At 72.4% G+C, this 22,518-nt stretch carries 20 protein-coding genes and 1 pseudogene; 13 read left to right on the forward strand and 8 right to left on the reverse strand.

The window, feature by feature from the left end:
* Position 1: 1 nt before the first annotated feature.
* Positions 2-1,381, reverse strand: coding sequence for a glycosyltransferase family 87 protein (locus tag AB0H12_RS12480; RefSeq protein WP_499622880.1), 1,380 nt, complete (start codon positions 1,379-1,381; stop codon positions 2-4).
* Positions 1,382-1,404: 23 nt separating this feature from the next.
* On the reverse strand, positions 1,405-2,175 hold the full coding sequence (locus AB0H12_RS12485; RefSeq protein ID WP_499622882.1) for a deoxyribonuclease IV: 771 nt from the start codon (positions 2,173-2,175) through the stop codon (positions 1,405-1,407).
* Positions 2,176-2,327: 152 nt separating this feature from the next.
* On the opposite strand from AB0H12_RS12485, the gene AB0H12_RS12490 reads away from it, so the two are divergent.
* The 7 genes from AB0H12_RS12490 (at position 2,328) to dnaB (ending at position 7,873) form a co-directional block, all read left to right on the forward strand.
* Positions 2,328-3,332, forward strand: a complete 1,005-nt coding sequence (locus AB0H12_RS12490; RefSeq protein WP_499622883.1) for a hypothetical protein — start codon at positions 2,328-2,330, stop codon at positions 3,330-3,332.
* A gap of 93 nt (positions 3,333-3,425) precedes the next feature.
* A complete protein-coding gene (locus AB0H12_RS12495; protein ID WP_499622885.1) occupies positions 3,426-4,355 on the forward strand; it encodes a trypsin-like serine peptidase in 930 nt (309 codons plus the stop codon).
* A gap of 127 nt (positions 4,356-4,482) precedes the next feature.
* Complete coding sequence (gene rpsF / locus AB0H12_RS12500; RefSeq protein WP_123748234.1) at positions 4,483-4,824, forward strand: 30S ribosomal protein S6; 342 nt, start codon at positions 4,483-4,485, stop codon at positions 4,822-4,824.
* Between the two features lie 11 nt (positions 4,825-4,835).
* The gene (locus AB0H12_RS12505) at positions 4,836-5,333 is read left to right on the forward strand and encodes a single-stranded DNA-binding protein (RefSeq protein WP_499622886.1); all 498 of its coding nucleotides are present in this window, start codon (positions 4,836-4,838) and stop codon (positions 5,331-5,333) included.
* Between the two features lie 53 nt (positions 5,334-5,386).
* Positions 5,387-5,626 carry a 30S ribosomal protein S18 gene (gene rpsR / locus AB0H12_RS12510; protein WP_015805710.1) on the forward strand — a complete coding sequence of 80 codons (240 nt, stop codon included), beginning with the start codon at positions 5,387-5,389 and terminating at the stop codon, positions 5,624-5,626.
* 13 nt (positions 5,627-5,639) lie between these two features.
* Entirely contained in the window at positions 5,640-6,098 is a 459-nt protein-coding gene (gene rplI / locus AB0H12_RS12515; protein ID WP_499623173.1) for a 50S ribosomal protein L9, read from the forward strand.
* Positions 6,099-6,511: 413 nt separating this feature from the next.
* The gene (gene dnaB, locus AB0H12_RS12520; protein WP_073897890.1) at positions 6,512-7,873 is read left to right on the forward strand and encodes a replicative DNA helicase; all 1,362 of its coding nucleotides are present in this window, start codon (positions 6,512-6,514) and stop codon (positions 7,871-7,873) included.
* A gap of 31 nt (positions 7,874-7,904) precedes the next feature.
* Here dnaB and AB0H12_RS12525 read toward each other — a convergent pair whose 3' ends face one another.
* Positions 7,905-8,288: a hypothetical protein gene (locus AB0H12_RS12525; RefSeq protein WP_499622887.1), complete on the reverse strand. Its 384-nt coding sequence runs from the start codon at positions 8,286-8,288 to the stop codon at positions 7,905-7,907.
* 193 nt (positions 8,289-8,481) lie between these two features.
* Here AB0H12_RS12525 and AB0H12_RS12530 point away from each other — a divergent pair, with 193 nt between their 5' ends.
* Positions 8,482-8,901 carry a VOC family protein gene (locus AB0H12_RS12530; protein WP_499623175.1) on the forward strand — a complete coding sequence of 140 codons (420 nt, stop codon included), beginning with the start codon at positions 8,482-8,484 and terminating at the stop codon, positions 8,899-8,901.
* Between the two features lie 261 nt (positions 8,902-9,162).
* Here AB0H12_RS12530 and AB0H12_RS12535 read toward each other — a convergent pair whose 3' ends face one another.
* Entirely contained in the window at positions 9,163-10,569 is a 1,407-nt protein-coding gene (locus AB0H12_RS12535; RefSeq protein WP_499622888.1) for a hypothetical protein, read from the reverse strand.
* Between the two features lie 193 nt (positions 10,570-10,762).
* On the opposite strand from AB0H12_RS12535, the pseudogene AB0H12_RS12540 reads away from it, so the two are divergent.
* From AB0H12_RS12540 to AB0H12_RS12555, 4 genes and pseudogenes are all read left to right on the forward strand, one after another.
* Positions 10,763-10,879, forward strand: a pseudogene (locus AB0H12_RS12540) (TetR family transcriptional regulator); the annotation flags it as partial.
* Positions 10,880-11,078: 199 nt separating this feature from the next.
* Positions 11,079-11,318, forward strand: coding sequence for a TetR-like C-terminal domain-containing protein (locus AB0H12_RS12545; protein ID WP_499623176.1), 240 nt, complete (start codon positions 11,079-11,081; stop codon positions 11,316-11,318).
* A gap of 25 nt (positions 11,319-11,343) precedes the next feature.
* On the forward strand, positions 11,344-12,225 hold the full coding sequence (locus tag AB0H12_RS12550) for an exonuclease domain-containing protein (protein WP_499622889.1): 882 nt from the start codon (positions 11,344-11,346) through the stop codon (positions 12,223-12,225).
* 66 nt (positions 12,226-12,291) lie between these two features.
* Positions 12,292-13,074, forward strand: coding sequence for a GGDEF domain-containing protein (locus AB0H12_RS12555; protein WP_499622891.1), 783 nt, complete (start codon positions 12,292-12,294; stop codon positions 13,072-13,074).
* A gap of 79 nt (positions 13,075-13,153) precedes the next feature.
* Here AB0H12_RS12555 and AB0H12_RS12560 read toward each other — a convergent pair whose 3' ends face one another.
* From AB0H12_RS12560 to AB0H12_RS12570, 3 genes are all read right to left on the reverse strand, one after another.
* On the reverse strand, positions 13,154-16,558 hold the full coding sequence (locus AB0H12_RS12560) for a beta strand repeat-containing protein (protein ID WP_499622892.1): 3,405 nt from the start codon (positions 16,556-16,558) through the stop codon (positions 13,154-13,156).
* Between the two features lie 199 nt (positions 16,559-16,757).
* Positions 16,758-17,555, reverse strand: coding sequence for a hypothetical protein (locus AB0H12_RS12565; protein WP_499622894.1), 798 nt, complete (start codon positions 17,553-17,555; stop codon positions 16,758-16,760).
* A 169-nt stretch (positions 17,556-17,724) separates the two neighbouring features.
* A complete protein-coding gene (locus AB0H12_RS12570; protein WP_499622896.1) occupies positions 17,725-19,920 on the reverse strand; it encodes a hypothetical protein in 2,196 nt (731 codons plus the stop codon).
* Between the two features lie 170 nt (positions 19,921-20,090).
* On the opposite strand from AB0H12_RS12570, the gene AB0H12_RS12575 reads away from it, so the two are divergent.
* Entirely contained in the window at positions 20,091-21,281 is a 1,191-nt protein-coding gene (locus AB0H12_RS12575; protein ID WP_499623178.1) for an AI-2E family transporter, read from the forward strand.
* Between the two features lie 3 nt (positions 21,282-21,284).
* Here the strand turns inward: AB0H12_RS12575 and AB0H12_RS12580 are convergent, their stop codons facing one another.
* Complete coding sequence (locus tag AB0H12_RS12580) at positions 21,285-22,481, reverse strand: GGDEF domain-containing protein (RefSeq protein WP_499622897.1); 1,197 nt, start codon at positions 22,479-22,481, stop codon at positions 21,285-21,287.
* Between the last annotated feature and the right edge of the window lie 37 nt (positions 22,482-22,518).

Genomic DNA, 22,518 nt, shown 5'->3' on the forward strand with positions numbered 1-22,518 from the left:
CCTACGCGGAGGTCGTGGGCGCCGGACGTCGGCGGGTCGGAGTTCGGTCGGTGAAGGTGACCTCGGAGCGCAGGAAGACGAAGAACAAGGCCACCAGCAGCGCCGCCCGGCCCCACACCCCGATCACCACGGCCTGCGCCGCGAAACCGTCGTAGATCCCGGACGGCTCGCCGAACTCGATCGCGTAGAACCAGCGGAAGATGCCGACGCCCATGGCGAGGTCCGCCACGAAGTACGCCGCCACCCAGCCCCAGTCCACCCGCAGCAGCACGAACATCGGCACCAGCCACAGCGTGTACTGCGGCGAGTGCACCTTGTGCAGCAACAGGAAACCGCACAGCATCGCCGCCGACACCGGCACCCACGGGTAGCTGCCCTCGCTCAGGTACCGCCGCCACCCGATCCGGCACGCCAGCCCGAACGACAGCAGGATCCCGATCGGCGACAGCACGGCCACCAGCGCCTGCATGACGTCGTCGGCCATGAACGGCCGCATCGACCAGAACCAGATCGAGTTGGTGGTGATGTCGACCCGCCGCAGGCCCTGGAACGCGAACGACGCCTTCCAGCCCTCCAGCCCCACCACCGCGAACGGCAGGTTGACCAGCACCACCGTCACCACGGCCGCCAGCGCCACCTTCACCGCACCGGCCAGGTCGTACCGGACGCCGCGCGGCAGCGACCTCCCGCCGGGACCGCCGGTCAGCACGTACAGGCACAGCGGCAGCACGAAGATCGCCGGGTAGATCTTGAAAGCGAACCCGAGGCCCAGCAGCACGGACGCGACCACCGCGCGGTCGACCAGTGGTCGCTCGCTCCGTCCCCAGCCCCGGTGCACCACGTACACCGCCGCCACCGCGCAGAGCACGACCGGCAGGTCCCAGTTGTGGAACGCGTACAGCACCACCGGCGGGCCCAGCGCCCAGATCAGCGCGCGCCACCGGCTCAGCTTCCCGAGCAGCCACCCGGTGGCCAACCCGAACGGCGCCATCAGCAGCGCCGAGAACAGCAGGAAGCCGGCGTCGTCGTCCGCGAGGATCGCGCCCGCCCAGATCGTCAGCCCGGTCAGCACCGGGTACTCGACCACCCCGCCGACCAGCACGCCCCTGCTGTTGATGCTGCCGTTCACGTACGGGAAGACGTGCCGGTCGATGTCACGCCCGATCCACAGGTGCTGGATGTCGGAGTAGCAGACCTCGGCCTTGTTGCGCCGCTCGTAGTCCGGCGCGCTGCGGCCCCACTGGTCGAACTCCGGTCCGGTGCAGCGGTCCTTGTTGAGGAAGCCCGCGAACATCGTCAGCCCGCACAGGAGCACGACCGCGGCCAGCGCCACCCGGCCGAACCGCGGCGGGGACGACCCGGCGTCCGCGCGCTCCGGCACGGCCACCACCTCCCGCGTCACGCTCAGCGGCCCAAGTGCTCGCGGAGGAACGCGATGTCCGCCGCCTGCCCTTCGTCCGGTGTCTCGACCAGCACCGGCGAACCGGCGGCCCCGGCCACCGCGACCAGCTGCTCGGGGTCGATGGTGCCGGACGCGATGTTGGCGTGCCGGTCCCGCGAGGAGCCGAACTCGTCGCGGGAGCTGTTCAGGTGGACCAGGTCGACGCGCCCGGTGATGGCCTTCACCCGGTCCACGATGCCGACCAGGTCCTCGCCCGAGGCGAACGCGTGGCAGGTGTCCAGGCAGAACCCCGCGCCGAACTCGCCGACCGCGTCCCACAGCCTGCCGAGCATGTCGAACGTCCGCGCCATGGCGTTCTCGCCGCCCGCGGTGTTCTCGATCAGGATCGGGACCGCGAAGCCACCGCTGTCGGCCTGGCGCTCGAACATCTTGCGCCAGTTGGCGATGCCGTCGTTCGGGTCCTCGCCCTTGGCGACGTGACCGCCGTGCACGATCAGGCCCTTGGCGCCGACCTTGGCCGCGCCCTCGGCGTGCTGGAGCACCATCTTCCGCGACGGGATGCGGATGCGGTTGTTGAGCGACGCGACGTTGGCCAGGTACGGCGCGTGGATGAAGACGTCCAGGTCGGAGGCCAGCAACCCCTCCGTCTGCGGGTGCGGCTTCGGCGCCTTCCACCCCTGGGGATCGGCCAGGAAGAACTGCACGACGTCGGCGCCGCGGTCGACGGCGGCGCCGAGCGGGTCGTCGTCGCGGACGTGGGCCCCGATGCGCATGGGTGGAGGGTAGTCGGGCGCCGAAACACACCGCCGCCCACCGCCGATAGGAAATATGTCGTTGAGGGGATGGCCCACGTCACCATGAGCACCTACGCTCGTTACTTGCAAGTAGGAACGGGAAGCGCGGTCGGCAAGCCAGGGGGGCAGACATGCGGATCCGGCTCATTCGGCTGGTGAGCGCGGCGACCGTCGTGCTCGCGGTCGGCACGGCCGGCGCCGCGGCCGGCTCCGGTTCGGCCGCGGCCGCCGAACCCGTCGTGGTGGGCAGCTGCGCGACCACCGTGCAGGGCGCGCCGGGCACACCGGTGGCGCTGAGCCCGGCCGCGGTCCTCGACCCGATCGTGCAGCTGATCCGGGCGGTCCCGCTGCTCGGCCCGCCGCTCGCGGAGCCGTTCCGCCAGGCGTTCTCGGCGCTGCCGCCCATCGCGATCGGCGCCATCCCCACCGGCTCCGGCGTCATCACCGGCGGCGACATCGCGAACAAGGTCAACGCGGAACTGGCCAAGCTGCCGCTGCTCGGGCCGATCATCGTCACGCTCTCCACCGGGGTGCGCGCGGAGCTGACCAAGCTGTGCGGCATAACCGTGCAGGGCGTCAACGCCGCCGCGGCGCCCGTCCAGGACGGGTCGAAGGCGCTCGCGGACGCCTCCCAGCAGGCCACCGGCCAACTGCCGGGCCTGCCCGGCGACAAGCCGTCGCCGAACCAGCCGCCGCAGACCGGTCAGCCGGGCACGAACCCCGGCACCTCGAACCCCGGCGCCACCCCGAACGACCAGCAGCCGGCGAACAGCCCGGTCGGCGGCGTCGGCGGCGGGCTCGACGTGCCGCTGTACGGCTCGAACCCGTGGGGCGGCAACTTCGGCCGCGTGCCGCTGTTCAGCTACGGCGCCCTGCCGTTCGCCGTGCCGGGCCGGTACGCGCCGTCGCCCGGCGTGCGCTACGGCGGCGGCGTGAGCGGCTACCGGCCCGGCTACGGCGTGCCGAACGCCGACGACTCCGACGGCGTGCAGACCGCGGGCCGGGCCCAGGCGCTGCCCGGCTCCGGCCGGATGGGCGGCGGTGTGGCGGCCCCCGTGCTGCTCGCCGTGCTGCTGCTGTCGTGCGTGATGGGCGCTCTCGTGCGCACCTGGGTGCTGCGCCGGGCCGTGGCCTGAGTCACGTAAGTCCCCGTAAGGGGGAACCGTGGCCGCGTTCTTCGTGCGTCTGCTCTCTGCCCGGCGGTCCGCGGCGCTGGAAGCGTTCCCAGCATGATGATCGGCAGAATCGTCTCCGCCCTGTCCGCGCTGTGCCTGACCCTGACGCTGACCTCGGTCCAGACCGCGACCGCGGCGCTCGCGCTCGACCCGAACACCCCGGTCTCCAGTGACGGCCGCGTGGGTTCGGCGATCAAACGGGTACCCGCCGGCCATCCCGGCACGAGCGACGGCTTCGCCGGCACCGGCGACCTGGCCGACGCCGAGGGCGTGCGCCGGGTGACCGGGCCCGAACCGGCGACGGTGGACCCCGACGAGTTCTCCGTCCAGTCGATCATCGCCCCGGACGAGCGCGTCCAGGCCACCTACACCTTCGACTACCCGGCCCGCGCCACGGTCCGCTTCACCTACACCAAGCCCACCGGCACGACGAGCTGGTGCACGGGGTGGCTGTACGAGGCGGACGCGGTGGCGACCGCGGCCCATTGCGTCTACAACCTCGACGCCGCCGCGTGGAACACCAACTTCACCGTGTACCCCGGCCGCAACGGCGACTCGTCGCCGTACGGCAGCTGCGGCGTGTCCAACGCCTACGCCACCACCGGGTGGACCCAGGACCGGAACACCGAGTACGACTACGCCACCCTCAAGCTCACCTGCACCATCGGCGACACCACGGGCTGGTTCGGCCTGAGCACGTCCACCGCCTCGCTCGACGGCACCACGGTCACCACCCGGGGCTACCCGCAGGACAAGCCACACGCCACGCAGTGGTACACCTCGAACACCGTGACCGCCACCAACGCCCGCCAGCTCCACTACCTGCTGGACACCATCGGCGGGCAGAGCGGCTCGCCCGTCTACGACAGCGGTTGCTCCGCGGCCTGCGCGGTGGCCATCCACACGTACGGCTACACCTCCCACAACCGGGGCACGCGGATCATCGAAGAGGTACGCCAGAACCTCCTCAGCTGGGGCCTCTGACCTGTGCGAACAGGCCGCCGGGAGGTGCGACCCGGCGGCCTGTTACCCTTCACGGGTTGCTGACGCGACGACCCTCCTGCCACGGAACGTCCGTGGCCGCCGAGTCCACAGGAGGTGAGTGGTCTTCATGCGTCATTACGAAGTGATGGTCATCCTCGACCCCAGTCTCGACGAGCGCACGATCGCGCCGTCCCTTGACACGTTCCTCAACGTCATCCGCACCACGGGTGGCAACGTGGAGAAGGTCGAGGTCTGGGGCAAGCGCCGGCTGAGCTTCGAGATCAACAAGAGCGCCGAGGGCATCTACGCCGTCCTCGACCTGATCTCGACCCCCGACGCGGTGAAGGAGCTGGACCGCCAGCTCGGCCTGCAGGAGACGGTGCTCCGGACGAAGGTCATCCGGCGCGATCCCGCCAAGGCCGCGAAGACCGCGGCCCGGATCGCCGCCAAGGCCGCGGCCAAGGCCTAGGAGCCCAAACCATGGCAGGCGAGACGACGATCACGGTGGTCGGGAACCTGACCGCCGATCCCGAACTCCGCTTCACCCAGTCCGGCGCCGCGGTGGCGAGCTTCACCGTGGCCTCCACCCCCCGCACGTTCGACCGGGCGAGCGGTGAGTGGAAGGACGGCGAAGCGCTGTTCCTGCGGTGCAACGTGTGGCGGCAGGTCGCGGAGAACGTGGCCGAGTCCCTCACCCGCGGTTCGCGCGTGCTCGTGTCCGGGCGACTGCGCCAGCGTTCCTTCGAGACGAAGGAAGGCGAGAAGCGCACCGTCATCGAGCTTGAGGTCGACGAGATCGGCCCCTCGCTGCGCTACGCGACCGCGAAGGTCAACAAGGTGAGCCGTGGAGACGGCGGCGGCGGCTTCGGCGGCGGCGGTCAGTCTCGCGGTGGCGGCGGCGGCGCACCGGCCGACGACCCGTGGGGCTCCGCGCCCCCGGCCGGCTCCGGTGGCTTCGCCGACGAGCCCCCCTTCTAGACCCGGCACCGGTCCACTCCACACTTCACTGCGTAATACCCAGGAGTTCACACATGGCCAAGCCGCCTGTGCGCAAGCCCAAGAAGAAGGTCTGCGCGTTCTGCAAGGACAAGAACGCCAACCTGATCGACTACAAGGACACCACCCTGCTCCGGAAGTACATCTCGGACCGGGGCAAGATCCGCGCCCGCCGGGTCACCGGCAACTGCTCCCAGCACCAGCGCGACGTCGCGGTCGCCGTCAAGAACGCCCGCGAGATGGCGCTGCTGCCCTACACCTCGACGGCTCGCTGAGAAAGGGGACGGCATCGTGAAGCTCATCCTCACCGCTGACGTGACCGGCCTCGGTGGCCCCGGCGACATCGTCGAGGTCAAGGACGGCTACGGCCGCAACTACCTGCTGCCCCGCAGCCTGGCGATCGTCGCCACCAAGGGCGCGACCAAGCAGGTCGAGGTCATCCGCCGGGCGCAGGACACCCGCCGGGTGCGCGACCTGGACCACGCCAAGGAGATCAAGGCCACGCTCGAGGGCCTCGGCTCCGTGACGCTGAAGGCCAAGTCCGCGGCCGGCTCGAAGAAGCTGTTCGGCTCCGTCACCTCGTCCGACGTCGTGTCGGCCGTGCGCGCGGCCGGCGGCCCGACGCTGGACAAGCGGTCCGTCGAGATCGCGGGCCACATCAAGACCCTCGGCAAGCACTCGGTGAACGTCCGGCTCCACCCGGAGGTCACCGTGTCGCTCTCGGTCGAGGTCGCGAGCGCGGTCTGACGTTCCACCCCGGAAGCGCCGTTCGACCAGGTGTTCTGGTCGGGCGGCGCTTTCGCACGTCCGGCTGTGGACAACTCTTGTGACACGTTGTGCGCGACACGCCGTGCCGCCGGTTACACGCGACACGCCGAAGGTGTGACGCACTACTTTTCCACAAACTTATCCACAGGGTCTGACCTGGGTGAACTTTTGTCTGGGCCTGAGTTGTACCCAGGTTGTCCACAGGTTTCCCCAGGCCTGTGGTCAGCTGGGCGCGGCCATCCCCAAGCTGTCCACCGACCTGTCCACAGGTGGGTTTGCCTACGCCATCCAGGTGGCTCTAGCGTCGCTGGACCACGGGGCGTGGCGTGGCGGACTTTGTCGGACCCACGAGGTACAACATCCGCACGGCAGCAGATTGGGGTGAGCTCACGGTGGCGCTGGTGGACGACCGGGGCATGGCCGAGCCCGGCTTCGAACGGCAGCCGCCGCAGGACCTCGCCGCCGAGCAGTCGGTGCTCGGCGGGATGCTGCTGAGCAAGGACGCGATCGCCGACGTGGTCGAGGTCCTGGCGCCCAACGACTTCTACCGGCCCGCGCACCAGGCCGTGTACGACTGCATCCTCGACCTGTACGGACGCGGCGAGCCGGCCGACCCGATCACGGTGTCCGCCGAGCTGGAGCGCCGGGGCGAGTTGCTGCGCGTCGGCGGCGCGCCGTACCTGCACACCCTGATCGCCACCGTGCCGACGGCGGCCAACGCCTCCTACTACGCCGAGATCGTGGCGGAGAAGGCCGTGCTGCGGCGGTTGGTGGAGGCGGGCACCAGGATCGTGCAGCTCGGCTACAACGGCGCCGAGGGCGCGGACGTGGACGAGGTGGTCGACCGTGCGCAGGCGGCGATCTACGAGGTCACCGAGCGCCGCACCACCGAGGACTACGTGGTGCTGGAGGAGCTGCTCCAGCCGACCATGGACGAGATCGACGCCATCGCCTCGCGCGGCGGCTCGTCGCTCGGCATCCCGACCGGCTTCGCGGACCTCGACGAGCTGACCAACGGGCTGCACCCGGGTCAGATGATCATCGTCGCGGCCCGGCCCGGTGTCGGCAAGTCGACCCTGGGACTGGACTTCGCCAGGTCCTGCTCGGTGAAGCACGGGTTGACCAGCGCGATCTTCTCGCTGGAGATGTCGCGCACGGAGATCGTCATGCGCATGCTCTCCGCCGAGGCCCGCATCCGGCTCGGCGACATGCGCGGTGGCCGGATGAGCGACGACGACTGGACCCGGTTGGCGCGGCGGATGAGCGAGATCAGCGAGGCGCCGCTGTTCGTCGACGACTCGCCGAACCTGACCATGATGGAGATCCGGGCCAAGGCGCGCCGGTTGAAGCAGCGCCACGACCTGCGGCTCGTGGTGGTCGACTACCTCCAGCTGATGTCGTCGGGCAAGCGCACCGAGTCCCGCCAGCAGGAGGTCTCGGAGTTCTCCCGGAACCTCAAGCTGATCGCCAAGGAGCTCGAGGTGCCGGTGATCGCGATCAGCCAGCTCAACCGAGGCCCGGAACAGCGGACCGACAAGCGCCCGCAGCTGTCCGACCTGCGTGAGTCCGGCTCGCTGGAGCAGGACGCGGACATGGTGATCCTGATCAACCGCCCGGACGCCTGGGAACGCGACGACCCGCGCGCGGGCGAGGCGGACCTGATCATCGCCAAGCACCGCGCCGGCCCGACGGCCACCATCACCGTCGCCCACCAGCTCCACTACAGCCGCTTCGCCGACCTGGCCCAGGGCTGACCCCGCCCGTCGGTCGTCCCGGCGGCGACGGTCAGCGGGTGGGGCGGACCGCCCGGCGCAGGGCGTCGACCGTGGTCTCCGGTGAGGTGTTGAAGCAGAACACGATGCCGGGCACGAGGTGGTTGACCAGGTTCACCAGGCGTTCGAACAGCAGGGTGTGCTCCGGCGCCATCCGCACGCCCGCGCCGATCATCACGACCCGGACCGGGTGGTCGGCCACGCACTCGCGGACCTTGCGCTCGGCCTCGTCCGGGTCGGCGGAGACCTGGCACGGCACGATGTCGAACCCCTCCTCGCGCAGCGCCGCCTCGCCCGCCGCGATCCGGGCCGTCAACGTCTCCTCGTCCAGGCCGGGGTACCGGCTGTAGTCGATCGCGCTCGGGTGCAGCCCGAGCGACAGGATGCCGGTCTCCACGGCACCGTCCCCCTCCGGTCGAAGAAGCCGTCGGTCGGCCCGACGCGGGTCAGGGCGCGGGCGTGCCGGCTGGTGATCATGTTAAGCGCCGCCGCCGACGCGGGGTAGCCGAGTCGCGGTGGCGCCACCGGCGAACCAGCTCGCCCGGGAGCGATCACGAATCGAGAAGCGCAGGTCAAGAGGCATGCTTAGGCTGACCGCCATGGACCTCACGATTAACACGAGCTTCCTCCCGCACGACGACCCGGAGGCGTCCCTCGCCTTCTACCGCGACACCCTCGGCTTCGAGGTCCGCAGCGACGTCGGCCAGGGCAGGATGCGCTGGATCACGGTCGGTCCGGCCGGCCGGCCGGACACGTCCATCCTCCTGGCGCCGCCCGCCGCCGACCCCAACGTCACCGACGACGAGCGCCGCACCATCACCGAGATGATGGCCAAGGGCACCTACGGCTGGATCCTGCTGGCCACCCGGGACCTCGACGCGACGTTCGAGAAGGTGCAGGCGGGCGACGCCGAGGTGGTCCAGGAGCCGACCGTGCAGCCGTACGGCGTCCGCGACTGCGCCTTCCGCGACCCCGCGGGCAACCTGATCCGCATCCAAGAGCTCCGCTGAACGGGAAGGTCCCGCCATGTGCCACCCCGCGTGGGCGCGCGCACGCGCCGAGGCGAAGCGACTCGAAGACCTGGCGCGGTTGCGCCGCGTGCGCGACCGGATCGACCGCGAGCACGCGCGGCCGTTGGACGTCGTGGCGCTCGCCCGCGCCGTGGACCTGCCCGCCGGACTCCTCAGCCGCGAGTTCCGCGACGCCTACGGCAAGTCCCCGTACGCGTACCTGGTGGCGCGGCGCGCCGAGCGGGCGCGAACCGCTCTGCCTCAGCCGCCCATCGCGGTCAGGACGGTCACCAGGTCCCCGACCAGGACCTCCTCGGGCGGTGCGACCAGGTCACGGCCCTTCTTGACCCTGCTGGTGAGCTTGACCAGGACGTGCGTCGTCCCGTCGACCACGTAACCGGCCTGCACGTAACCCGAGCTGCTGCCCCCGCCACCTTTCACGGTGTAGTAGACGGCGTAACCGGTGTCGCCCACCGGGAGGTCGTACACCTTCCCGAACCCGTGCGTCCCGTCGGACGTCCGTCCCAGCAGGCTCCTCAGCTCCCTCGCCAGCTCTTCCTCGGCGGGGGTGTTGGAGTCCTCCTCCTCCACTCCGACGGCGATCTCGACGGTGCGGTGCACGGAACCTTCGGCGTACGACGCACCGTCCGGCGGGTCGTACACACAACCACCGCGTTTGGGCACGGGGGCGACACCCAGTCGGCCGGCCGCCGCGTCGAACTTCCCGCACACGTCCGTGGTCGTGGTCCCACCGGCAACCGGGTTCGCCTTCGTCGCGGCCAGGGTCGGGTGCTGCGCCAGTTCCGGCTTGGTGATCCGCTGCTCGCCCGGTTGCCCGTCGCCGCTGAGCGACTTGACGATGTCGGAGATCTCCCCGTAGGTGACCTCCTCGGTGAGCGGGTCGGCCAACACGCGCTCGCCGTCCTTGGCGGCACGGTGGACGTTGCCCCACAGCGCGACCCACATGAGGTCCTCGCCCGACCGGAACACCGCCTCCGTGTCGGTCCGCGCGCCGGTGGCGCCGACCGCCTTCGTCACCCGGTGGAAGATGTACCCGCCGTCGCCGGCGGGGAAGTGCTCGATCTTGCTCGACGCGTAGCCGGGGTTCTTCAGCTGCGCGTCCCGCTGCCGCACCGCCAGGTCGAAGAAGCGCTGGTAGCGGTCGTCCGCGTCGCCCCGCCAGCCGGCGATGTCGGAGCTCATCATGATCGCGCCGTCGGTCAACAAGGACAGGCCGGGCGTGATGAAGCGGCAGTTGATCCCGCCTTCCGTCTCCGCCCCGGAGATCGGCCGGTAACCGCGGCCGGTCATCGCCTTCTCCACCGCGCCGCACAGCGCGTCGACCCCCTCGCCGTGCCGGAGGGCACCCAGGTCGGGGAACGCCAGCTGTCCCAGCGCCGAGTTCTTCGGGAGGTCCTCGCCCACCGCCGACGAGCCCCCACCCGACTGCCAGAACCACACGCCGCCGGCGCCACCGAGCACCACCAGCACCACGATGATCACGGCGACCAACCGGCCGGTGCGCTTCTTCGGCGGGCCGGTCGGCGCCCCGGTCCACTGCGCCGGCGGCTGCGGGTGGTGCGGCTGCGGGTGGTGCGGTGGCGGGAACTGCGGTTGCGGGTACGGCGGTTGCGGGCGGTGCTGAGGACGTTGAGGCTGGTAGGACAAGCTGCGATCCCCCTGGGGTTCACGGCGTGCGGGTAGGGCAGCCGGGCGACTTCGGCACCATACGATCTCCACGACGGCCGCGGTGTCAGGCGAACTACCGACACCGCGGTCGGTGTTCCGGGTGCTCCGAGGCCACCGGTTGCGCCCGTGGTGAGTCATTCCCCCACTTCCGAACTGCGCATACGATCGATGGATGCCACCCGACGCGGCGCGGCGCAGCGACCGTTCGAGGCGGGCGATCCTCCTGGCCGCGTTGGAGTTGGTCGAGGCGCTCGGCCACTCCCGGTTGACCATCGAGGCGGTGGCGGCCCGGGCCGGGGTCGGCAAGCAGACGATCTACCGGTGGTGGCCGTCGAAGGGGCCGTTGCTGTTCGACGCCTTCCTGGAGTTCGGGCCGGCCGGCGCGGACGAGTTGCCCAGCGGCGTGCTGGCGGTCGACCTCAAGCGGGAGCTGCGGGCCGCGGCCGAGGAGCTGGCCGAACGGCGGTTCGACCAGGTGCAGGCTGTTGGTGCACGAGTCCCGCACGGACCTGGTGACGCTGCTGCTGATGCCGCGCCGGATGGCGCTGGAGGAGCGATTACACGCGGCCCGGCGGTTGGGGGACGTACGGCCGGACGTCGACGTGTCGGCGGCGGTGGAGTTGTTGTTGGGACCCGTTTACCAGCGGTGGTTCTTGCGGACGGCGCCGTTGACCGGCGACTTCGTCGACGCGGTAGTCGATCTCGTGCTCCGCGCGCTGAGCACGTGACCATGATCGGTAGGGTTCGTCGATCATGGGGTACGCGGTGGTCGACGTGGAGACGACCGGGTTCGCCGCGCGCGGTGCGGACCGGGTGGTCGAGGTGGCCGTCGTCGGGCTGGACGGCGCGGGCCGGGTGACCGACGAGTGGTGCACCCTGCTCAACCCCGGGCGCGACCTCGGGCCGCAGCACGTGCACCGGATCCGCGCGGCCGACGTGTGGCACGCGCCGACGTTCGCGCAGGCCGCGGGCGCGCTGGCGGCGCGCCTCGCCGAACGGGTCGTGGTCGCGCACAACCTGTCGTTCGACGCCCGGTTCCTGACCGCCGAGTTCGCCCGCGCCGGGGTGGACCTGCCGGTGACGGGCCTGTGCACGATGCGCCTGGCCGACCGGTACCTGCCGGGCCGGGCCGGTCGATCGCTGGCGGCGTGCTGCGAGGCGGTCGGGGTGGTGCTCGACTCGGCGCACTCCGCGTTGCACGACGCCCGCGCCACGGCCCGGTTGTTCGCCCACTACCTGGGGTTCGGCGTGCCGGAGGCCGAGCCCGTGCCGCGCGTGCCGCTGGCCGGCGACGTGGTCGAGGTGCGCCGTGGCACGGCTCCGGTGTCGCGCCGGCCGGAACTGGTGACGTTGGTGCGCGGTGACCGGGTCGTGTTCACCGGCCAGATGCACGCGCCGCGAGAGGAGTGGGTCGACCGCGCCGCGTCGGCCGGGCTGGTCAGCCAGGGGCACGTGACCAAGGCGACCCGCCTGGTCGTGGCCGCCGACCCGTTCACGCTGTCGAGCAAGGCGCGGCGGGCGCGGGCGTACCGGGTGCCGATCGTGTCCGAAGAGGACTTCGCCGGGATGCTGGACCTGCTCGGTGTTACACCGCCGGTCAAAGATCACCGGACCGGGTGGCGTCGAGCCTATTGAAAAGCCCGCTACCTGCGGGGAGGCTCTTCACGGACAGGCCATGCCTCAGCGGAAGGCACGAGTCCTATGAGTACCGTGCAGACAACGGCTTGCCGTGCGGTGTGGGACGAGTTCGTCTCGGAACTGCCGGTCGGGGTACTGCTCCAGGACGAGAACGGCGTGGTGCTCGCCGCGAACCCGATGGCGTCGTCGCTGCTCGGTGACGCCTGCGCCCGCGACGACTCCGGCGCCCCGCTGCCCAGCTGCGCCGAACTGGCCGCGCAGGTGCTGCGCACCGGATCACCGCTGACCATCCCCGTGGTGCTGCCGCACGCCAAGGTGTGGGCCGAGTACTACCCCATCGGGGGGCGCGGGCAGGTGTTGGTGCTGCTGCGGCCGGTGCAGGCGGACGTGCCGCACAGCGCCGGGCTGCTCGACGCGCTGACGGGGCTGCCGGGACGGGCGCTGCTGCTCGACCGGCTGGACCAGGCGTTGATCCGGGCGCGCACCCAGGGCACGCTGGCGTCCCTCGTGCTGGCGGACGTGCACCGGATGGCCGCGGTGAACGCGGCCCACGGCTTCAAGCGCGGCGACGAGCTGCTGACCGTGCTGGCGAAACGGCTGCGGCAGGGTTTACGGGCCGACTACACGGTGGCGCGGTACGGCGGCGACTCGTTCGCCGTGGTCGCGGAGCACCCGAACGGCAGCGGCGAGGCGGTCGCGGCACGGGTGCGCGAGCTGACCGGGCGGGCGGTGCGGCTCGGCGGCGAACGCGTGCGCACCGGGGTCCGGGTGTGCTGGGTGACCAGCGACGGTGAAGCGCCGCTGCACTCGGTGATCGCGCACGTCGAGGAACGCCTGCGGCGTTGAGCCGCGCACCGCGAACGGGACCGGGCCCCTGGCACCGAGGGTGCCAGGGGCCCGGTCGCGGGAGGTGCGGATCGGTGGGTCAGATCCGCGGCATCACGGTGGTGTCCTCGAGCGGGCTGAAGACGCTCTGCGCGTCGATGCCGGCCAGGGCGGGCGCCTGGGCCTCGGTGAACCGCGCCGGACCGACGCCACCCTGCACCGGGTTGACGTTCAGACCGCTCAGCGCCAGCGGCGGCACCATCGGGGACTCGCTGCGGGGCTGCGCCACACCGGGCACGGGGAGCACGAACGGCAACCCGGCCGGCGCCGCGATGGGCAGCGACGACACGGCGCGACCGGCCGGGGTGAGACCGGCGGGCACGTCGTGCACGGGCAGGCTCTCCACGACCGGGAGGCCCTGCGTCGCGGTGAGGTCACCGACCAGCGGCAGGCTGCCGCCGAACGAGCGCTCGTCCGAGGCCGACTGCACCGAACGGGTCAGCACGCCCGCGAGGGGCACGGTGCCGAGGGCGGCGCGGGTCGCCTCGGCGACGGCGGGCAGGCCGTAGCGCAGCGCCCGCTCGATGTTGTCGAGCCGCGGCAGCTGCTGGGTCGGCAGCTCGGCCTGCGACAGCGCGCCGACCGGCGCGGCCGGCTCGGGCAGCTGGGCCTTGGACAGCGCGCCGATCGGTGCGCTCGCCTCGGGCAGCTCGGCCTGCGACAGGGCGGAGACCGGCGCGGCGGCCTTCGACAGCTCCCGCTTGCGCAGCTCGGGCTTCGGCACGTCCAGCTCCGGCGCCTCAGGCTTCGGGACCGCCCTGGCCAGCAGGCCGCTGCCCGGCAGCTGGACCTGGTGGAGGCGGTCGAGCGGCAGACCGCGCAGCTCGCCGATCCCCGGCAGGCCCACCGGCACGGTGTACCCGGCCAGCCCGCTCACGAGGTCCAGCGTCGGCAGCTCGGTGACCCGCAGCAGGCTGTCGAGGCTCGCCGGGAGCTGGATGCCCCGGTTCGCGTCGGCGACCGGCTTGGTGTCGTCCCGGTCGTCGCCGGTGCGCACGTCGTTGCTGTCCTGCGCGTTCGTGGTGGCGGTGCCGAGCACGTCCACCGGGATGCCGAACATGCGGGCGAACGCCTCGGTCGGCACCTCGATGTCGTACGAGGTGACCGAGCCGCTGCCCTCGGTGGTGGTCACGCCACCGGACCTGCTGCTCGACCGGCTGGCGGTCGCGGCGTCGGCGAGACCGGCGACGGTCACGGCGTCACCGTGCACCGACGGCGTGACCGCGGCGGGCGCGGTGAGCAGGTTGCCCGACCAGGCGCTGTCCTCGGCGGAGGTCAGGTGCCGGCCACCGGCGATCAGGCCGGTCCGGCTGTCCGTCCGGGACTCGCCGTTGCCCGCGGCGGTGACGGCGTCGCCGAACACCTGCAGCGGGATCGACGGCTGCGCGCCGATGCCGTTGCCCGAGAACGACGCGTCGTCGCCGGAGGTCTGCACGTCGCCCCCGGAGTGCGAGCCGAACTGGTTGCGGCTCTCCGACTCGACGTTGCTGCCCGCGCCGATCGCGCTGCCGAACACCTGCGGCGAGGACGCCTCGGGCAGCGACAGCACGTTGCCCGACAGCGAGCCCTCGTCACCGGTGGTGGTGGCGGCGCCGCCGGAGCGGGAGTCGAGCTTGCTGTCGGTCTCGGACGAGCCGTTGCCGACCGCGACCGCGGAGTCGCCGAAGACCTGGGCCGGGTTCGAGGTGGGGACGTGCACGATGTTGCCCGAGACGGAACCGTGCTTGCCGTTGGCCGTGGGCGCGTTGCCGAGGTCGATCTCGGTGTCGCTGTCGGTCTTCGACGTCGGGTTGGCGACCGCGCCGCCCGAGTTGCCGAACACCTGGCCGCCCAGCGCGGTCGGTGCGGACACCACGTTGCTGGAGCCGGTGCCGTTGTCGTCGACGCTGGTCGCGACCTTGCCGGAGCGCAGGGTCTTGTTCTCGGTGGCCCGGCCGGTGGGCGTGCCCGCCGCGCCGAGGCCGTTGCCGAACGCCTCGGCGGGCGCGCCGAGCGGCACCTGGCCGACGTTGCCGGAGCCGACCGCGTCGTTGCCGGTCGTGCCGTTGTAGCCGCCGGAGTCCGCGACGATGTCGTTGCGGCAGTCCGCGTCGGCGATGCCGCCGCCGGCGATGCCGTTGCCGCACAGGTCGGCCGCGCCGGCCGGCGGCAGGTTCGCCGAGTTGGCCGACAGCACGGAGCGGTCGCCGTTGGTGTACGTGTCGCCGCCGGAGACCGCGGTGGCCTCGTTCGCGTGCCGGGCCGACGTGGTGCCCACGCCGGACAGCGCGTTGCCCGCGCCGGAGACCGGCAGGGCGATGGGCGCGTCGGCGAAGGCGCCGGACAGCACCGCGTCCTGGCCGGAGGTGTAGCTGTTGCCGCCGGCTTCGGCGTCGTGCGCCATCGCGTTGTCGACCTGCGCGTTGCCGCCGCCCGTCAGGGCGTTGCCGCCCGCGGCGAGGGGGCCCGCGAACGCGGGCTGGACCACGTTGCCCGCGAGGGTGCCGTCGTTGCCCGAGGTGGACGACCACATCGGGAGGTCGGTCCGGTCGCGCTGGGTGGTGCCCGCGTCGGCGGACGCCCGGTTCTCGGTGGCGGTGTCCGCGTTGCCCGCGGCGCCGATGCCGTTGCCGGTGACCGCGAGGACCGGCGCGACCGGCGCGCCGAGGACGTTGCCGGTGCCGGTGCCGCGCTCGCCGGTGGTGCTCAGCGAGCCGGTGGCCTGGGCGTCGTTCGACGACGCTGCCCCGCTGAAGGAGTTGCCGCCCGCGGCGACCGCGTTGTTGGTCACCTGCGCCGGCACCGCGCCCTGGACGGCGGCGATGTTGCCCGACAGCGAGCCGTCCTCGCCCGAGGTCCGGACCCGGTCGCCCGCGACCGCGCGCTGGTAGGACGCGGCGTGGGACTCGGCGTTGGCCAGGACCGCGACGGCGTTGCCGTTGACCTGGGGCGAGACGGCGGCGGCGGCGTGCGCCACGTTGCCGGCCAGCGTGCCGCGCGACCCGTCGGTCCTGATCTCGCCGGCGCTGGTGGCCGACTGGGTGCACACGCCGTCGCTGTAGGCGTTGCCCCCGGCGGCGATCGCGTTGCCGCAGACGCTGACCGGCACGACCACGTCGGCGTCGGCGGTGTTGCCGCGGGTCAGGCCCGTGGCCTCGACGCCTGCCGTCCGCTCCTGCGCGGTGCGGACCAGGGGGTTGGCCGGGACGGCGACGTCGCGCACGGGCAGGTCGGCCGCGCTCGGCGTGCCGATCTCCTCGTGGATGGTCGGCAGGTCGTGGTTGCCGACCAGGGTGCCCAGGTTGTTGTGGTCGACGTCGACCGGCACGCGCACCTTCGCGTCGAGCGGGTTCGGTTTCGCGTCGGGGTTGACGTTCTCCTGGGCTGAAGCGATGCCCGTGCCGAGCATCAGCAAACCACCAGTGACAAGTGCGGTCTGGAGACCGCGCTTGGCCCAGGTTTGCATGGGTTCTCCTTCTTCCGGTGTCCCTTGCGGGAGGTGAGGGGTGGTCGGACGCGGCGACCGCGTCGGAGAGGACGACCACCCGGGTCTCTTCTTCAGGGGGAGCGCGGCGTCTCGACCGGTGTGGGAGCGCACGCGAGCGGCGCGACGGTCGAGCACCGGGTCAGCTCGTCGATGAGCTGCCGCGGACCGCGCGCTGTGGTCAGTCGGGCGTGATGCCGGGCTGCTTGCCCGGCGTCACGGTGTTCCGCTCGGTGGCGGGGAACAGAGCCCGGGCCACCGCGGAGTCGATGCGGTCGGCGGAGACGGCCGTGAACGGGCCGTTGCCGCCGCCGGAGGAGCCGGAGCCGTCGCCACCGCAGGAGCAGTGGGCCGGCGCGCCGAGCGGCGCGAACGGCATCGACGGCAGACCGGACGGGTCTCCCGGCAGGGAGGACCCGCCGTCGCCGGACAGCGCGACGACCTGCGGCCGCGGCGCGTCCAGCCAGGACCGGCTGAGCTTGCCGAACACCCCGTGCACCACCGGGGTGCCGGCGGGAACCGGCACGGCGGTGGCGGCCGGGGTGGTCTCGGTGACGTGCCGCGTCACGGCGCCGCCGACGACCACGTCGACGGGCGCCTGCTCGGACGCGGGGCGCCGGAACCAGTCGCGCACGCCCCCGACGGTGCCGCGGATGTCCTCCGCGACCCGACGCAGGTCGGGCGGGCTCGGCTCGGGCACCCGGGGGGTGCTCAGCGCCGTGTCGAGGTCGTGCACGGCCCGGCCGACCGGGGCCAACGCGGCCTCGACCGAGCCCTCCGCCGCACGGGGCGGCAGCGAGTCGTGCGCGATCTCGGTGACCGGGTCGACGACCGGGATCTGCGCCGACGCCGCCGTGGCGGACAACGCCCAGGCCGCGGCGGTGCCTGCCAGCGTGCCGCCGACGACCAGCAGGGCGCGGGAGAGCAGCCGCCGAACGCGGCCCGCCCCCGTTCCCACTCGCTGGTCAACGCACGACATCGCTGGAACCTCCGCCGAAGAGCTCTGGGATTCGCCGGCGACGTGATCGAGGTGATCAAGCCGACGACGAGAGACTGCCAGTAGGCGAGGCGCTGGCGCACTCCATCCACACCTGGTTCGCCGGATCGTGTGACGAACACTCTGTGCTTCTGACCGTGACGGTGAGTGATCAGACGCGCTTGAGCACCCTGGCCGCGCCGGCGGCGGCCGTGGACGCCAGGATCCAGCCGACCGCGATCAGGGTGCTGGAGATCCACTGCGAGGCGCCGCTGAACTTCCACTTGCCGTCCTGGCCGAGGTCCACGATCGGGATCAGCAGGTCCATCGACAGCAGCCAGGCGTTCCACGACGGCGACTCGTCCTCGTTGAGCTTCGGCATCTCGTGCCCGAGGAACCAGCCCGCGCCCGCCAACCAGAACGCGGTCAGCCAGGCGATCGCGAGCCACGGCCGGTAGCCGTAGCCGACCGTCCAGCGCTGCAGGAAGCCCCAGACCCGGCCGGCGACGCCGAGTTCCGAGTAGCGCCGGTGCTGCTTCTCCAGCTGCACGAGCTGCGCCAGCTCCTCCTCGCCGCCGTCGCGGTACACCGCGGCCAGCTGCTCGTAGGGTCCGGGCGCGAAGTCCGGCTGCACCTCGCGCAGCCAGCGCAGCCGGGTGCGCACGTCCACGTGCGGCGTGGACGAGATCGAGCTGAACGTGAAGTCCTCCACGTCGACACCGCCCGTGGCGGCCCACAGCCCCGGCCCGTCCATCACGGTCGCCGCGCCGACCCGCGTCAGCACGACCCGGCCCACCGGGATCCGGTCCTCCGAGAGCCGCAGCACGAGCTGGCCCACCGTGAGCCCGTAGGCGTTCAGCGCGATGTCGCTGCCGGGACCGCCCAGGCGCGCGCCCGCGAACGTGGCCATCTTGCCGACCTCGGCGAGCCGGATCCGCACGCCGCCCGCGGCGGTGAAGCCGTGGCTGCACAGGAAGTCCTTGCCGACGGTGGCCACGCGGGCGTCCAGCGACGGCTTCACCGTGCCGTCGGGACGGCGGCGCGGCGAGAGCAGGGACGCGCCGGAGCAGTCGAGGGTGGAGCCGATCCCGGCGTTCTGCAGGCGCAGCGAGCCCCGGGCGCGCAGGTCGCGGAGGAACAGCGTGCCGCCGACGCGCAGGCGGTCGGCGAACAGGACGTCGATGCCCGGCCCGTGCAGCTCGACGCCGGACAGGGACGCGCTACCCCGCACGTGCGCGTCCACCAGGCGCACCTGGCCGTAGGCCTTCAACGCGGCGTCGCGTTCGCCGTCGCCGTGGAAGCCGCCGTTGACCGCCCCGCGCGCTTCGAGGTCGCCGCGCACCTGGATGCCGTCCGCGTGCAGGGCGACCGGGATCCGCTGGACGACCTCGCCGGCGGCCTCCGGCGGGTCCTCCACCGCGTCCCGGCGGCCGATCACCGCGCCGGACAGCCGCAGGTAGCCGCCGATCTCGGCGTTGGGCAGGCGGACCGTGCCGGAGGAGGTGAAGCCGTCGTCCAGCTCGACGTTGCCCTCCACCCGCATCCGGTCGGCGACGAGCGCGGCGGCCTCGTCGGCGGTGCCGCGCGGGATCACCAGGACCGGTCGGTCGACCACGCTGGCGTGCAGGCGGGCGCCGGAGAACACGGCGCTGCCGCCGATCCGCGCGCCGTCGAGCAGGATGCGGCCCTCGGCGGTGAACCGGCCGCCCTCGGCGTCGCAGAACAGGGTGCCCGCGATGGCCACGCCGGTGGCGTCCAGGGCGTTCTGGCCGGCGTTGAGCAGGCGCGCGCCGCCCAGGTGCACGTTGCCGCCGACGTCCGCGCCGCGCAGCCGCACCTCGCCGCCCGCGCGCAACGCGACGGCCTGCAACGAGCCGGACAGCCGGATGCGCGCGGCGAGCAGGGCGTGGTCGCCGCCCTTGTTCCGCAGCACGGCGCCCGCCAGCCGGAACGTGCCGTCGACCGAGGCGTCGGTCAGGTCGACCACGCCGTCGCTGGTGAAGCCCGCCTCCAGCACCAGGTCGCTGCCGACGCGCAGGTTGCGGCCCCACAGGCCGGGCACCTTGCAGCCGCGCATCCGCAGGCCGACCAGGCGGGCCATGCGCAGGTCCGGCGGCCGTTCGAAGGAGCAGTCCAGGAAGTCGACCACGTGGCGGACCCGCGCGCCCTCGAGCGCGAACGAGCCGACGACGTTCGCGCCGATCAGCTTCAGCGAGGCGGTCCGCGGGCTGCCGCCGGTGAGCAGCCCGGACAGCACCTCGCCGCGGACCGTGCGCTCGCGCTTGGGCGTCCTGGGGTCGAACCGCAGGGGGCGTCCGGCGGCGAAGGCGGCGCGGACGGCGTCCTCGACGGTCTCCTCGGCGGTCACGCCTGCGATCCGATCACCCGCCGTGCCGGTTCCGCCAGGGTTTGCCGGAATCCGAAACGTGGGTTTCGACATGCCAGCGACCGCCTCCGACCGGCCCACTCCCGGCGACCGGTCCGACTACCGTGATCCGCGTGACGGGGAGCGATGAGATCAGCGAGAGGGTGCCGCGGATGCTGCGCGTCTCGGCGGCGCTGAGTTGGCGGTTCGTGGCCGTGGTCGCGGCGCTCTACGTGGTGTTCCACGTGGTCGGGTTCATGGCCACGATCGTCATCCCGACCGGGGTGGCGCTGCTGCTGGCCGCGCTGCTGTCGCCCGCGGTGTCGCAGCTGAACCGGGCGGGCATCCCGCGCGGCGTGGCCACGGGCGTGGTGCTCGTCGGCGGCATCGCGGTCGTCGGCGGCGTGCTGACGTTCGTGATCACCGAGTTCTCCAAGGGCCTGCCGCAGTTGCAGGAGCAGGTCAGCGCGAGCCTGGACACCATCCGCGGCTGGCTCAAGGACGGGCCGCTGCACCTGAGCGACGTGCAGCTCCAGCAGTACCTGGACCGGGTGGTGGAGACGGTCAAGGAGAACCAGACCGAGATCACCTCGGGGGCGCTCACCACGGCGGCCACCGTCGGCGAGCTGCTGACCGGGCTGATCCTCGCCCTGTTCACGCTCATCTTCTTCCTGCACGACGGCGACGCGATCTGGCGGTTCCTGATCCGGATCGTGCCGCGCGACGTGCGCGGTCGGGCCGACGTGGCGGGCCGGCGTGGTTTCGCCTCGCTCGTGTCGTACGTGCGGGCGACCGCGCTGGTGGCGGTCGTGGACGCGGTCGGCGTCGGCATCGGCCTGTGGATCGTGGACGTGCCGCTGGTGGTGCCGCTGTCGGCGCTGGTGTTCCTGGGCGCGTTCATCCCGATCGTGGGCGCGGTGATCACCGGCGCGGTGGCGGTGCTGGTGGCGCTGGTGGCCAACGGGCCGATCGAGGCGCTGATCATCCTGGCCGTGCTGATCGGCGTGATGCAGCTGGAGAGCCACGTGCTGCAGCCGCTGCTGCTGGGGCGCGCGGTGAAGCTGCACCCGCTGGCCGTGGTGCTGGCGATCACCACCGGTCTCGTCGTGGGCGGCATCGCGGGCGCGCTGCTGTCCGTGCCGCTGCTGGCGGTGCTGAACTCGGGGATCAGGTCGTTGCTGTCGGAGTCGGACCGGGACGTGGAGCCGCGCCAGGTCGACGTGCTGGAGCCGCAGGAGAGCGGCCCCGTCGACACGGGCGGGGATCGTGTCGACGACGACGGACTCGTCAATCGGATGCAGGACGCTCTTTCGGATGACACCGACACCGAGGGCCCGCCCGCGGAGCACAGCGGCAGGCAGTAGCGGTCAGGCCATCTCGACCAGGTTGCGGCCGTAGCCCTTGGCCGCGAGCAGCGCGGCGTCGGCGGCCACCAGCAGGTCCGGCAGCTCGTAGCCGAACCGCTGGGTGGTCGCCACGCCGATGCTCACGGTGAGGCCGGTGAGCAGGTGCTCCCGTCCGTCCGTGCCGACGGTGGGCACGGCCAGGTCGGCGATGGCGTGCCGCACGCGTTGGGCGACGGACCGGGCGACGGCGGGCTCCGCGTCCGGCAGGAGCACGACGAACTCCTCGCCGCCGAAGCGGCCGACCAGGTCGCCGCGCCGGACCGTGCCGGTCAGCAGCAGGGCGACCGCGCTGAGCGCCGAGTCGCCCGCGAGGTGGCCGACCTCGTCGTTGACGCGCTTGAAGTGGTCGAGGTCGAGCAGCATCACGGCCATCGGCCGGTCGCGCACCCGTGCCTTGGACAGCTCGTACCTGGCCCGGCCGTCCCAGTGCACGGCGTTGGCCAGGCCGGTCTTCGCGTCGCGCTGGGCGGAACGCCGCCACTGCGGCAGCTGCGCCGCCCGTTCCAGCAGGGCCAGCGGCGGTCCGGCCATCAGCGCGTGCACCGGGGTGGTGATGGCGACGAAGCCCATCAGGCCGCCGATGCTCACCGCGACGATGCCGAGCACCACGTCGATCGGCTCGCCGATGACCTCCTCGCCGCGGGCGCGCGGGCTGCGCAGCTTCAGGCCGATCGCGATCACGCCGGCGCGGAGCACCAGCAGCACGGTCGCGCCGAGCACCATGACGACGAGGTCCGTGCGCGGCTCGGCCCAGCCGATGACGTAGCGGGTCGCGAACACGGCCAGCGTGGTCGCGGACAGGGTGAACACCCAGCGGTGCGACTCGGGGCGCTGGGTGAGCACGCCGTGCAGGGCGGGGCCGAAGAGCAGCAGGACGAGCAGGTTGCACGGCAGGGCGACCAGGCCCGCGGTGAGGTAGCACAGGTGGGCGGCCCACGGGTTGCGCGCGGCCTCGCCCACCCGGTGGCTGTGGATCGAGCTGCCGATGATCACCGCGCCGGCGGTGCCCGCGATGGCCGCGAACCGGCCGACCTCGCCGGGCGAGGGCTGCGGCGACGTGACGATCGCGTAGACCACCACGGCCAGCGCGAGCAGGTCCACGAGCAGCCAGTAGGCCAGCGCGGAGCGCTTCAGCGTCCACAATGGCCAATGGCGCACGCTCGGCCCTCCCTCGCCGCAGCAGTCCGCGGACGTG

The sequence above is a fragment of the Actinosynnema sp. NPDC023794 genome, from assembly GCF_040639675.1.
Taxonomy (GTDB): Bacteria; Actinomycetota; Actinomycetes; order Mycobacteriales; family Pseudonocardiaceae; genus Actinosynnema; species Actinosynnema luteola.

Excerpts from the sequence above, each read along its gene's own strand:
- rpsF (WP_123748234.1), top strand. The coding sequence starts at position 4,483 with ATGCGTCATTACGAAGTGATGGTCATCCTCGACCCCAGTCTCGACGAG.
- AB0H12_RS12490 (WP_499622883.1), top strand. The coding sequence starts at position 2,328 with ATGCGGATCCGGCTCATTCGGCTGGTGAGCGCGGCGACCGTCGTGCTC.
- AB0H12_RS12495 (WP_499622885.1), top strand. The coding sequence starts at position 3,426 with ATGATGATCGGCAGAATCGTCTCCGCCCTGTCCGCGCTGTGCCTGACC.
- AB0H12_RS12560 (WP_499622892.1), bottom strand. The coding sequence starts at position 16,558 with ATGCAAACCTGGGCCAAGCGCGGTCTCCAGACCGCACTTGTCACTGGT.
- rpsR (WP_015805710.1), top strand. The coding sequence starts at position 5,387 with ATGGCCAAGCCGCCTGTGCGCAAGCCCAAGAAGAAGGTCTGCGCGTTC.
- AB0H12_RS12485 (WP_499622882.1), bottom strand. The coding sequence starts at position 2,175 with ATGCGCATCGGGGCCCACGTCCGCGACGACGACCCGCTCGGCGCCGCC.
- AB0H12_RS12575 (WP_499623178.1), top strand. The coding sequence starts at position 20,091 with ATGCTGCGCGTCTCGGCGGCGCTGAGTTGGCGGTTCGTGGCCGTGGTC.
- AB0H12_RS12565 (WP_499622894.1), bottom strand. The coding sequence starts at position 17,555 with ATGTCGTGCGTTGACCAGCGAGTGGGAACGGGGGCGGGCCGCGTTCGG.
- AB0H12_RS12555 (WP_499622891.1), top strand. The coding sequence starts at position 12,292 with ATGAGTACCGTGCAGACAACGGCTTGCCGTGCGGTGTGGGACGAGTTC.
- AB0H12_RS12505 (WP_499622886.1), top strand. The coding sequence starts at position 4,836 with ATGGCAGGCGAGACGACGATCACGGTGGTCGGGAACCTGACCGCCGAT.
- AB0H12_RS12550 (WP_499622889.1), top strand. The coding sequence starts at position 11,344 with ATGGGGTACGCGGTGGTCGACGTGGAGACGACCGGGTTCGCCGCGCGC.